Raw genomic sequence first — 12,292 nt, 5'->3', positions numbered from 1 at the left:
CGCACTTGATGTCCCCAAAAGGAGTTAAAGAGATGAGTACTGAACTCAATGCATTGGACCTTACTGCCCCCAAAGTTCTGGAGGCCTACGGTGCTGACGGTAAACGACTGAACTTCAACGACGTTTATAACAGCACACATGTCAATGTGCAGGTGCCACACTACGTCGGCATGCTCGGCGGGCAAACCGTGAGGGTACGCTGGACAAATGGCCGCTATAAATATGACACCGAAACACTGACCGTAAGCATCCCCGGGAAGCTTAACTTTAGAATACCTCGATTGGAAGTTATCGATTCCATTGGCAGCCTTGTCACAGCCAACTACAGCGTCCGCTTGAGCCTTGACGCGCCGCTGCTTATTTCCAAAGCACTATCATTGAGTATCGACCCACAAATATTTGATCTCAGTGAGCCGCGACTGTCTGCTGACAGGAAGAATGTAACAGTCAAGTTCTTGAACATGGCTTCCGGTTACACCGTAAGAGTAAGGTGGCATGGCGTGGTGGTCCGGGATACCGAGAGTCAGCCGATTCAAAATAGTTCGTCGATGGCTTTTAGCATTCCAGCAAACTGGATAACAGAGAACGCAGGAAAAATCGTATCGATAAACTACAGCCTTCACCGCTCCGGCTCTAATGATAACCTCATGTTTTCTCGTGTGTTGCGCGTTATGCTTTGAACACCCACCAAAAAAAAAAGGCATAAAGTGCAGACAACTCAAATTTTATGCCTTTTTAACCTCAATCGCGTCGAGCGCAATTAACGTCGCTTCACCGTCGCTGCCTGATCGCTCTCGTGAAAACTGAAAACAGTAGCAGCCCCGGGTGCGAGATCTACCCTGATAACAGGCAATACATCACCGGTCATATTGAGATAATCCTGCTGAATATATTTCGCGCCGATCACACCAGCACCATCGCTCTGATGTTGAAGATAGAAAAACGCGGCCAGTGGTAACTGCTTTGGAATATCCTGCGGCCACAGCGAAAGAACCACTTCATTGTGATGCACACGCTCGCTCTCAGTTTCAAGACTGGCTCTCACCGTAAGACTTAACGCAAACTGCGCGACACTTGAAATAAAACCACACTGATGCTTATTTTTCTCCGACCAGTAACTTGATCCAGGAACTGACCGATAATGAGTAATCCATTTAGCGAGGGTGTCTACCTCTTCCTCGGGGCACGAGCGGCTATTGGTTGGGTAAGTGTTATATGCACCACAACCGCCCGTCTCTGCACGATTCCAACTACCCCCGTCGGTTGGAAATGAGCAGAGTAGATTAATCGGATAGGTACCCAAGCGCTCCGCAGTCGCGAAATCCTTGAAAATAAAACCGTGAAGATCTCCCCACGCCAGTGTTGTAATGCCTAAATCTTTCCGCAAATACGAGAAAGGAACCCCTTTTTTGTTGATTGCCGTAGGGCTAGGGTTCCAGGAATGGTAAGACGGCTTGGCCCCAGTGGTACGCACTATCACACCACTGCAATAATACGCAGGCTTTCCGCTACAGTTGTTTGAAATATTGTTGTATCGGCTATTCAGCCTTTCAGCGACCAACTGACCAAATCGTTGATCTTTGGCATCAAAACTGAATATCTGCTTGTTGGCTGCTGCCATATTGATTTTCACAATAGGGACGTACAAAGACGTCTCAAGATAATACTCGCGTTGAAATTTTTGCGCGTCAGCCAGTTTGTCCGGCGCCGACGCCTCGTAAAACACGGCCTCGACTGGAAGTTTCTCAGGTTTGCTTTCATCCCAGGTTTCAACCAGGACCTCAGTGGGCTTGGCCGTCCACGCTGCATCCATGAGTTTGTGTGCTTCCAGACTAGCCTTGAATTGCGCAGCGACAACCGTACTTAACGAACATTGGTTCTTTGGCAAAGAATCATGTTCCTTGAAATTTTTCAACCATGCCGCAGCCGTAGTGGGAGAGCCCCATAACTTTGCACAATTGGCAAGATCAGGATCCGCTTGCGCCACTTTCGGTGCGAACCCACAACCGTGATCTGCCCGCTCGTTGAGTGATTCGGTCGGGAAAGGAAATATGCAACGCAGGTTCAATACCTTACCGGCGGCTATCGATGAAGTCTGGTCTTTCAGGATGAAACCACTTTTTCTGTTTCCGTTAAGTGCAGTACTACCCACATCCGAACGAATATATGTGAAGGCAACGGAGCCAAGCTTTGTCGCCTGCGAACCATAATCCCAAAACTTGAAGAATGTGCTGTAGTCCACCGCACGCAAAAGAACACCGGAACAATAATACGCAGGCGTTCCATTTGAACACTGCTTGACATCGCTTTGATATTTTGCATTTAGATCCGCCACTAACGCAGGACCAGACATGGCACTGGCTTTCGCGACAAATAACGCGAGCAAAAATAATAGACATTTCATTTCTTTCACCCTCGAGAATACAACAGAGATGCGAAGAGGTGTCATCACCCGAAAAAACTAGAAAACCATCAAGCATTACGAAAGCCTACTCCCAAATCTCCGACTGCTCGTTTTCATGAAAACTGAATGCGGTCGGTGCGCCATCGACCAGGGTCACTCGTATGACCGGTAACAAATCGCCTGTCACATTAAAATAATCTTGCTGCGCGTATTTCGCCCCCTCCACCCCCACTGCACGAGTTTGTTTATACAGGTAAAAAAAAGCAGCAATAGGTAATTGCTTGGGTATGCCCTCCGGCCAAGTTTTCAACATGACCTCGTTATGGTACGGGCGTTCTTCCACAGGCCGCTCGAAGTTATTCCGAGCTTGTAGACTTAATGCAAACTGATCCTTATCAGCTGTAAACCCACATTGATTTCTGTTTCGCTGAGAGAAATAACCCGATCCACCTACCGAACGATAATGAACTTGCCATTGCGCCAATGTCGTCACACCCACTTCGGGACATGAACGGCTGGTTTGTGGGTAGAACGTATTCGGCCCACACCCTCTTTCGGTTGGTCGACTGGATGTATTGGCATCCGAGGGATAAGAACATAACAAAGGTGTCGGATAACTTCCCAATCTCTCGGCCGTGTCAAAATCCTTGAAAATAAATCCTTGAATTTCGCTCCATACCAAAATTTCGATGCCCAAATCCTTTCGCAAAAAGGAAAACGAAACTCCCCCCATTTTTATTGAGTTTGGACTCGGATCCCATGCGTGGTATTTAGGGCTGGTTCCGGTGACCCTGATAATCACACCACTACAATAATAAGCAGCCCGCCCTTCACAGTTGTTTGTCACGTTGGCATATTTAGTGTTGAGGCGTTCGGCTGCCGCTTGACCAAATACCTGATCAGAAACGGAGTAGCTGAATATATTGGCATCCGGTGCCGCCAGATTTAGTCTCACGACTGGCACATACAACGACGTTTCCAAGTAGTATTCCCGTTGGAATTTCTGTGCGTCCGCCAATTTACCCGGCACAGAAGCCTCGTAAAACAAGGCCTCGATTGGAAGTTTCTCAGGCTTGCTTTCATCCCAGGTTTCAACCAGAACCTCAGTGGGTTTGGCCGTCCACGCTGCATCCACGAGTTTGTGAGCTTCCAGACTAGCCTTGAATTGCGCAGCGACAACCGTACTTAACGAACATTGGTTCTTTGGCAAAGAATCATGTTCCTTGAAATTTTTCAACCATGCCGCAGCCGTAGTGGGAGAGCCCCATAACTTTGCACAATTGGCAAGATCAGGATCCCCTTGCGCCACTTTCGGTGCGAACCCACAACCGTGATCTGCCCGTTCATTGAGTGATTCGGTCGGGAAAGGGAAAATACAACGCAGACTTACAGCCTTACCCACCGCCAATGCTGAAGTCTGATCTTTCAAGATAAAACCGCTTTTTCTGTTCCCATTAAGTGCAGTACTGCCAACATCCGAGCGGATATAAGTGAATGCAACGGATCCAAGTTTTTCGGCCTGCGAACCATAATCCCAGAATTTGAAAAATGCGCTGTAGTCTACCGCCCGCAAAAGAACACCAGAACAATAGTAGGCAGGAGTGCCATTTGAACACTGCGCAACATTGTTTTGATATTTTGTATTCAAGTCTGCCACTAACGCCGAACCAGACATGGCATTAACAGCAGCGGAAAAAACTAAAGTCAAGAACAGTAAGAGTTTCATACTCACACCCTGATGAGATTTCATCTTGAGTATGTTGAGCATCGAAGGTTGTTATCTACTGTCAGATCTGACAGTCCCGACAAACGGTCCTTCGCGCACAAAATAAAAAGATCGCAGGCTTCGGCATCTCCTACATGATAACTATGCAGGAGCTGCCGAAGGCTGCGATCTTTTGATCTTGCTCGAAGCTCGAAGCTCCTAGCTGTTTTTATGAAGCTTGCGCATCAACTCCGCCTCAGCCTGGGTCAACCCGCACGACTGAGTCAGTTCATCGACACTCGCGCCCATGCCCACCAGTTTCGCCGCCTGGGCGAATGACAGGCTCGACGGGTCGCGTTGTTCCAGTGCAACGATCTTGTCCGGCAACGGGCTTACCACCGCGCGCAACTCGTGCAGGGCCTCGCCCATGCGCACGTTGCCGTTCTGGTAGTCGTCGACGCGTTTGGCCAGGTCCTTGATGCGCTGATCACGCAGCGCATCACCCTGGGCCTGCTGCGCAGCGATCACTCGCTGCGCCTTGATGTACGAGACGAACATCGCCAGCGTGCCGGCCCAGAACAGGAACAGAACAATTACCGCAACCTCGAGAATCAAATCAGATGCTCTCCAGTTCCGACCATTCTTCTTCGCTCATCATCTTGTCCAGCTCGACCAGAATCAGCAGCTCGTTGTTCTTGTTGCACACGCCCTGGATGAACTTGGCCGATTCTTCGTTACCGACGTTCGGTGCGGTTTCGATTTCCGACTGACGCAGGTAAACCACTTCGGCGACGCTGTCGACCATGATCCCGACGACTTGCTTGTCGGCTTCGATGATGACGATACGGGTGTTGTCGCTGATCTCGCCGCTGTGCAGGCCGAAGCGCTGACGGGTGTCGATCACGGTGACCACGTTACCGCGCAGGTTGATGATGCCCAGCACGTAGCTCGGTGCACCCGGCACCGGCGCGATCTCGGTGTAGCGCAGCACTTCCTGCACGCGCATCACGTTGATGCCGTAGGTTTCGTTATCCAGTTTGAAGGTCACCCATTGCAGGATCGGATCTTCAGAACCTTTTGCATTCGACGCCTGACTACTCATACCCTGACCCCTCGAAAAAACCGCCCCGGGCGGTGTGTGTTCTGTGTGGTGGCACTGGAAAATGCCATCGCCTGATTGTTATGTCGGCTGCTATGTCGGTTTATGTAGCGGCTTGTTGCCACTCAAGTGCTTTGCCCCGCCGCTGGCGATCAACTCGGCCAGTGCGGATACGTCAAGCAATGCACACATGTGCTCGATCACGGTGCCGGCGAGCCATGGCCGCTGACCCCGGTGACTTCTCCATTTGATTTCATTCGGGTCCAGACGCAACGAGCGGCTGACCTGATGCACCGCCAGCCCCCACTCGTAACCTTGTACCGAAATCACGTATTGCAGGCCCTGCCGGAAGTCATCGCGGTAGCGATCCGGCATGACCCAGCGCGCGGTGTCCAAGACTTTCAGATTGCCGGCCTGGCTCGGCAGAATCCCGAGGAACCATTCCGGCTGGCCAAACAGCGGCGTCAGCTCGTGGCCGGCCAGCGAATAGATCGAGCCAAGGCACACCAGCGGCACCGCCAGGGTCAGCCCGGCAACATCGAACAGCAAGCATTCGAAGGCTTCGGCAGCCCAGGCCGGACGGCCATCGGGCTCGACCGGTGGCGGCGGGTTGTTCGGCGGCAGGTGCACTTCCACCAACGGCGGGACCAGCACCTGCGGCTCAGCAATCTGCGGCGCGGGTTCTGGCTCCGGTTCGGGTTCCGGCACGGTCAATAATTGTGTTTGCAGCAGCGGCGCCAGTGTCGACAGTGGCGCGCGCGGTTCGTCGATCAGCACCACCGGTGCTTTGGCCACGGGGGCAGCAGCAGGCGCGGCAATCGGAGCGACGGATTTCTGCGCGTCACGGGCCTGCTCTTCCAGCACCGCGGCCTGGAACTCGTCCATGGCCTCGGTGCTTTCCACCACTTCAGGCTGCGCCTGTTCGACGACTGGCGGCAGTACTTCGACCGGCGCAGGCAAGTCCTCGGGCAAGTCGAGCAGCAGGTCTTCCAGATAGGACTGCAAGGCCTGTTGCGGACGTGACGTGAGTTTCACTGGGCGGTTCATCGGTGATCAGCGCCTGACAGGGAAACCGCGTTGTCTGCTTCGCGAGCAGGCTCGCTCCCACAGGGTTCGGGCAAGCGGATCGAAATCATCTCAGGCCACCTGCGGAACAAGTTGCTGCGCGAGCAGGTGCTTGAGCAACGCGCGGTAGGCCAGCACGCCACGACTCTTGCCGTCGAATTGCGAAGGCGTGACGCCCGCCCGGCTGGCGTCGCGCAGACGAGTATCGACCGGGATGTAGCCGTGCCAGATATCGTCGGGGAATTTGTCACGCAGCACGCGCAAGGTGCCCATCGACGCCTGCGTGCGGCGGTCGAACAACGTCGGCACGATGCTGAACGGCAGCGGCTGTTTGCGCGAGCGATTGATCATCGCCAGGGTGTTGACCATGCGCTCCAGACCTTTCACGGCGAGGTGCTCGGTCTGTACCGGGATCACCAGTTGCTGGCTCGCCGCGAGAGCGTTGACCATCAGCACACCGAGCAACGGCGGGCTGTCGATGATCGCGTAATCGAAGTCCTGCCACAGTTGCGCCAGACTCTTGGCGATCACCAGGCCCAGGCCACTCTGCCCCGGTGACTGTCGCTCAAGGGTGGCCAGTGCGGTGCTTGATGGCAGCAGGGAAATGCGTTCGTCGCTGGTCGACAGCAGCAACTGCCCCGGCAGGCCTTGCGGCACGCTGCCCTTGTGCAGAAACAGGTCGTAGTTGCTGTGTTCCAGGCTGTCGGGGTCGTAGCCGAAATAGCTGGTCATCGAGCCGTGCGGATCGAGATCGACCACAACCACGCGCTTGCCCGCCTCGGCCAGCAATCCGGCTAGAGCGATGGAGGATGTGGTTTTACCGACACCACCCTTTTGATTGGCGACTGCCCAGACTCTCATTCAGTTCGTTCCTCCCGGCCAGATTGGCTGGCCGAGACATGCTTCAGCGTGTTAATGCGGGCGACGGAGAATTGACGGCACTCTCGCGTCCCGGCGTCTTGACCGGGGTCGGTGCAGTTTGTGTGCCAGCGCGCTTCAACGCCGCATCCGGTTGCGCATTGGCGGTTCCGGTACCGGTGAGGCTGCGGCGCACATCGAGATTGCGCGACACTACCAGCACCACGCGACGGTTCTTCGCCCGGCCTTCGACCGTGGCGTTGTTGGCCACTGGCTGGAATTCGCCGTAGCCCACCGACGCCAGTCGCCCAGGGTCTACACCCTGCATGGCGAGCATGCGCACGATGCTCGCCGAACGCGCCGAGGACAGTTCCCAGTTGGTCGGGTACTGCGCGGTGCGGATCGGTTGGTCGTCGGTGAAACCTTCAACGTGGATCGGGTTGTCGAACGGTTTGAGGATCGCCGCGACCTTGTCGATGATGTTGAACGCGATGTCGCTCGGCATGGCGTCGCCGCTGCCAAACAACAGGCTGGAATTGAGCTCGATCTCGACCCACAACTCGTTACCGCGCACGGTCATCTGGTTGGAGCTGATCAAGTCACCGAAGGCGGCACTGATGTCATCGGCGATGCTTTTCAGCGGATCGCTGGCCCCGGAAATACCGGCGTCGACCTGCTCGGCATCCTTGACCAGCGGCTTGGCCGGGGTCACGGTTTTCGGTCGTTCGTCGCCGATCGGAATCGGTTTGAGCGAGCGATCGGAGTCGGTAAATACGCCGATCAGCGCTTCGGAAATGACCTTGTACTTGCCTTCGTTGATCGACGAGATCGAGTACATCACCACGAAAAACGCGAACAGCAAAGTGATGAAATCCGCGTAGGACACGAGCCAGCGCTCGTGATTGACGTGTTCTTCCTGGTGGCGACGACGAGCCATGAGGTATTCCCTTAGTCCATGAAGCCTTGCAGCTTCAACTCAATGGAACGAGGGTTTTCACCTTCGGCGATCGACAGAATTCCTTCCAGCAACATTTCGCGATAACGCGACTGCCGCAACGCGATGGACTTGAGCTTGGCCGCGACCGGCAAGAGGATCAGGTTGGCACTGGCTACGCCATAGATGGTCGCGACGAACGCCACGGCAATGCCGTTACCCAGTTGCGACGGATCAGCAAGGTTGCCCATCACGTGAATCAGGCCCATCACCGCACCGATGATGCCGATGGTCGGCGCGTAGCCGCCCATGCTTTCAAAGACCTTGGCCGCTTCGATATCGCGGGATTCCTGGGTGTAGAAATCCACTTCGAGAATGCTGCGAATGGCTTCCGGCTCGGCGCCGTCGACCAGCAGTTGCAGACCCTTGCGCGAGTAGCTGTCAGGTTCGGCGTCGGCCACGCCTTCGAGGCCGAGCAGGCCCTCCTTGCGCGCCGTCAGGCTCCAATTGACCACGCGGTCGATGCCGCCGGCCAGGTCGACACGCGGCGGAAAGAAGATCCAGCCGAGAATCTGCATGGCGCGCTTGAACGCGCTCATCGGTGATTGCAGCAGCGCGGCACCGACCGTGCCGCCCAGTACGATCAACGCCGCCGGGCCGTTGGCCAGCGCGCCGAGGTGGCCGCCTTCAAGGTAGTTGCCGCCGATGATGGCGACGAACGCCATGATGAGGCCGATAAGGCTGAGAACATCCATCAGATACACGCCTCGACGATGTGCTTGCCGATGTCGTCAAGACCGTACACCGCGTCAGCAAGATCGGCTTTGACGATGGCCATCGGCATGCCGTAGATCACGCAGCTTGCTTCGTCCTGCGCCCACACCGAACTGCCGCCCTGCTTGAGCAGACGCGCGCCTTCGCGGCCGTCGGCGCCCATGCCGGTCAACACCACTGCCAGAACTTTGTCGCCGTAGGATTTCGCCGCCGAACCGAACGTGATGTCCACGCACGGCTTGTAATTCAAACGTTCGTCACCCGGCAGAATCTTCACCGCGCCACGGCCGTCGATCATCATCTGCTTGCCACCCGGTGCCAGCAGCGCCAGGCCCGGACGCAGGATGTCGCCATCCTCGGCTTCCTTGACGCTGATGCGGCAGAGCTTGTCGAGGCGCTCGGCAAACGCTTTGGTGAACGCCGCCGGCATGTGCTGGATCAGCACGATCGGCGCCGGGAAGTTCGCCGGCAACTGCGTAAGCACGCGTTGCAGTGCGACCGGGCCGCCCGTCGAAGTGCCGATGGCAACCAGTTTGTAGGCTTTGCGTTTCGGCGCCGACGACGAAGCACTGGCAGCGGATGCGCGAGCAGGCGCTGGCGCAGGCGCCGGACGTGCCGGGACAGGGCTGCCGTAGCTCGACGCTGCCGGAGCAGGCGTCGGCGCTGGCGCAGCGGCGGGAGCCGGCGCGCTGTAGGCACTGAAACGACGGTTGCTGCGCGAAATGCTGTGGACTTTCTCGCACAGCAGCTGCTTGACCTTCTCGGGATTGCGCGAGATGTCTTCGAAATTCTTCGGCAGGAAATCCACCGCGCCGGCGTCCAGCGCATCGAGGGTTACCCGCGCGCCTTCGTGGGTCAGCGAGGAGAACATCAACACCGGGGTCGGGCAGCGCTGCATGATGTGCCGCACTGCCGTGATGCCGTCCATCATTGGCATCTCGTAGTCCATGGTGATCACGTCAGGCTTGAGGGCCATGGCCTGATCGATCGCATCTTTACCGTTGGTGGCCGTACCGACCACCTGGATGCTCGGATCCGCCGAAAGAATTTCCGAGACGCGGCGGCGGAAAAAACCCGAATCGTCCACCACCAGGACTTTGACTGCCATAAACACTCCATTAGGTGCAGCGGCGCGTCATCGCGCCGCCGCCCCGGATTCAAATACGCTTTGTGGCGTAACGCTTGAGCATGCTTGGAACATCGAGAATCAGCGCAATGCGGCCGTCACCGGTGATGGTGGCGCCGGACATGCCCGGAGTTCCCTGGAGCATTTTGCCCAATGGCTTGATGACCACTTCTTCCTGGCCGACCAGCTGATCGACGACGAAGCCGATCCGCTGTGTGCCCACCGAAAGAATCACCACATGGCCTTCGCGCTGCTCTTCGTGAGCGGCGGAGCTGACCAGCCAGCGCTTGAGGTAGAACAATGGCAGCGCCTTGTCGCGCACGATCACCACTTCCTGACCGTCGACGACGTTGGTGGTCGACAGGTCGAGGTGGAAGATTTCGTTGACGTTGACCAGCGGGAACGCGAACGCCTGATTGCCGAGCATGACCATCAGCGTCGGCATGATCGCCAGGGTCAGCGGCACCTTGATGACGATCTTCGAACCCTGGCCCTTGGTCGAATAGATGTTGATCGAACCGTTGAGCTGGGAAATCTTGGTCTTCACCACGTCCATGCCGACACCACGGCCGGACACGTCGGAGATCTCGGTCTTGGTCGAGAAACCCGGGGCGAAAATCAGGTTGTAGCACTCGGTATCGCTCAGGCGATCGGCCGCGTCCTTGTCCATCACGCCGCGTTTTACCGCAATGGCGCGCAGCACGTTCGGGTCCATGCCTTTGCCGTCGTCGGAGATCGACAGCAGGATATGGTCGCCTTCCTGCTCGGCCGCCAGCACCACGCGACCGCCACGGGCCTTGCCCGATGCTTCGCGCTCTTCCGGCGACTCGATGCCGTGGTCGACAGCGTTGCGCACCAAGTGGACCAGCGGGTCGGCCAGGGCCTCGACAAGGTTTTTGTCGAGGTCGGTTTCTTCACCCACCAGTTCCAGGTTGATCTCTTTCTTCAGTTGGCGTGCGAGGTCGCGAACCAGACGCGGGAAGCGCCCGAAGACCTTCTTGATCGGCTGCATCCGCGTCTTCATCACGGCGGTCTGCAGGTCAGCGGTGACCACGTCGAGGTTCGACACGGCCTTGGACATGGCTTCGTCGCCGCTGTTGAGGCCCAGGCGCACCAGACGGTTACGCACCAGCACCAGCTCGCCGACCATGTTCATGATCTCGTCGAGCCGCGCGGTGTCGACGCGTACGGTGGTTTCCGCTTCGCTGGCCGGTTTTTCCGCGGGCGGTGTCGCAGGAGCGCGAGCCGCAGCCGGTGCAGCAGCGGCGGCCGGTTTCGGCGCCTCGGCTTTCGGCTCAGGCTTGGCCGCAGGTTTCGGCGCAGCAGCAGCCGGAGCTTTCGCCGCTGGCGTGGCGACGCTCGAGGCAGAGCCAGCAGTCGCAGCGCTGGCGTCAAACTTGCCTTTGCCGTGCAATTCGTCGAGCAGCGATTCGAATTCGTGATCGCTGATCAGGTCGCTGCCGGCCGCAGCGGCTGCCGGTGCAGCAGGGGCTGCCGGCGCCGAAGCAATGGCCGATTCCAGCGCGTCAACGGCGAAGTTGCCCTTGCCGTGCAACTGATCGAGCAAGGCTTCGAATTCGTCGTCGGTGATGTCCGAACTGTCGCCTGCAGCAGGCGCGGCCGGAGCCGCTGCTGCTGGCGCCGGAGCGACCGCATCGACAGCGAACTGGCCTTTGCCGTGCAGCTGATCGAGCAGCGATTCAAACTCCGCGTCGGTGATTTCATCGCTGGCGGCCGTGTCGGCAACCTGCGCCGGAGCAACAGCAGCAGCCGGGGCCTCGGCCTGAGCCTTGACGGCATTCAGCGAGTCCAGCAGTTGTTCGAATTCGTTATCGGTAATGTCGTCCGATGCGCTTTCGGCCACCGGCTCTTCCACCACTTCTACCGGTGCGGCCACGGCTTCATCCGCCGATTGCGGCTCGGCCAGACGCGCCAGCGCGGCCAGCAGTTCCGGCGTCGCAGCGGTGATCGGTGCACGTTCACGGACTTCGCTGAACATGCTGTTCACCGCGTCCAGTGCTTCGAGCACCACGTCCATCAGTTCTGCATCAACGCGACGCTCACCCTTGCGCAGGATGTCGAACACGTTTTCGGCGATGTGACAGCACTCCACCAGCTCATTGAGCTGAAGGAAGCCGGCGCCCCCTTTTACAGTGTGGAAACCGCGAAAAATTGCATTGAGCAGATCTGCATCATCCGGGCGGCTTTCCAGCTCGACCAGTTGTTCGGACAGTTGCTCAAGAATCTCGCCGGCCTCAACCAGGAAATCCTGAAGGATCTCTTCATCGGCGCCGAAGCTCATTAATGGGGTGCTCCTACAGGTCTAA

At 57.0% G+C, this 12,292-nt stretch carries 11 protein-coding genes; 1 reads left to right on the top strand and 10 read right to left on the bottom strand.

The genetic code is table 11. The features are described 5' to 3' along the window. Positions 1–32: 32 nt before the first annotated feature. Complete coding sequence (locus tag HU724_RS08550) at positions 33–680, top strand: hypothetical protein (protein WP_186565965.1); 648 nt, start codon at positions 33–35, stop codon at positions 678–680. An 80-nt stretch (positions 681–760) separates the two neighbouring features. Here HU724_RS08550 and HU724_RS08545 read toward each other — a convergent pair whose 3' ends face one another. The 10 genes from HU724_RS08545 to HU724_RS08500 form a co-directional block, all read right to left on the bottom strand. Then, positions 761–2,404: a hypothetical protein gene (locus HU724_RS08545; RefSeq protein ID WP_186565967.1), complete on the bottom strand. Its 1,644-nt coding sequence runs from the start codon at positions 2,402–2,404 to the stop codon at positions 761–763. Between the two features lie 85 nt (positions 2,405–2,489). Further along, complete coding sequence (locus tag HU724_RS08540) at positions 2,490–4,130, bottom strand: hypothetical protein (RefSeq protein ID WP_186565969.1); 1,641 nt, start codon at positions 4,128–4,130, stop codon at positions 2,490–2,492. 198 nt (positions 4,131–4,328) lie between these two features. Continuing rightward, positions 4,329–4,724: a DUF2802 domain-containing protein gene (locus HU724_RS08535; protein ID WP_130911972.1), complete on the bottom strand. Its 396-nt coding sequence runs from the start codon at positions 4,722–4,724 to the stop codon at positions 4,329–4,331. Between the two features lies 1 nt (position 4,725). Continuing rightward, the gene (locus HU724_RS08530; RefSeq protein WP_016771050.1) at positions 4,726–5,211 is read right to left on the bottom strand and encodes a chemotaxis protein CheW; all 486 of its coding nucleotides are present in this window, start codon (positions 5,209–5,211) and stop codon (positions 4,726–4,728) included. Between the two features lie 90 nt (positions 5,212–5,301). Beyond that, the gene (locus HU724_RS08525) at positions 5,302–6,255 is read right to left on the bottom strand and encodes a CheW domain-containing protein (protein ID WP_186565971.1); all 954 of its coding nucleotides are present in this window, start codon (positions 6,253–6,255) and stop codon (positions 5,302–5,304) included. A gap of 90 nt (positions 6,256–6,345) precedes the next feature. Continuing rightward, positions 6,346–7,134 (bottom strand): ParA family protein, encoded by a 789-nt coding sequence (locus HU724_RS08520; RefSeq protein WP_024012121.1) that lies wholly within the window; start codon positions 7,132–7,134, stop codon positions 6,346–6,348. Between the two features lie 43 nt (positions 7,135–7,177). Further along, positions 7,178–8,068 (bottom strand): flagellar motor protein MotD, encoded by an 891-nt coding sequence (motD, locus tag HU724_RS08515; RefSeq protein ID WP_186565973.1) that lies wholly within the window; start codon positions 8,066–8,068, stop codon positions 7,178–7,180. Between the two features lie 11 nt (positions 8,069–8,079). Further along, positions 8,080–8,820: a flagellar motor protein gene (locus tag HU724_RS08510; protein WP_016771055.1), complete on the bottom strand. Its 741-nt coding sequence runs from the start codon at positions 8,818–8,820 to the stop codon at positions 8,080–8,082. Further along, complete coding sequence (locus HU724_RS08505; protein ID WP_186565975.1) at positions 8,820–9,947, bottom strand: protein-glutamate methylesterase/protein-glutamine glutaminase; 1,128 nt, start codon at positions 9,945–9,947, stop codon at positions 8,820–8,822. Before HU724_RS08505 ends, HU724_RS08510 begins: the two co-directional genes overlap by 1 nt. A 49-nt stretch (positions 9,948–9,996) precedes the next feature. Then, on the bottom strand, positions 9,997–12,267 hold the full coding sequence (locus HU724_RS08500) for a chemotaxis protein CheA (RefSeq protein ID WP_186565977.1): 2,271 nt from the start codon (positions 12,265–12,267) through the stop codon (positions 9,997–9,999). Between the last annotated feature and the right edge of the window lie 25 nt (positions 12,268–12,292).

It is taken from the genome of Pseudomonas iranensis (genome assembly GCF_014268585.2).
Lineage (GTDB): Bacteria > Pseudomonadota > Gammaproteobacteria > Pseudomonadales > Pseudomonadaceae > Aquipseudomonas > Aquipseudomonas iranensis.
This window is presented reverse-complemented; position numbering and strand designations above follow the sequence as displayed.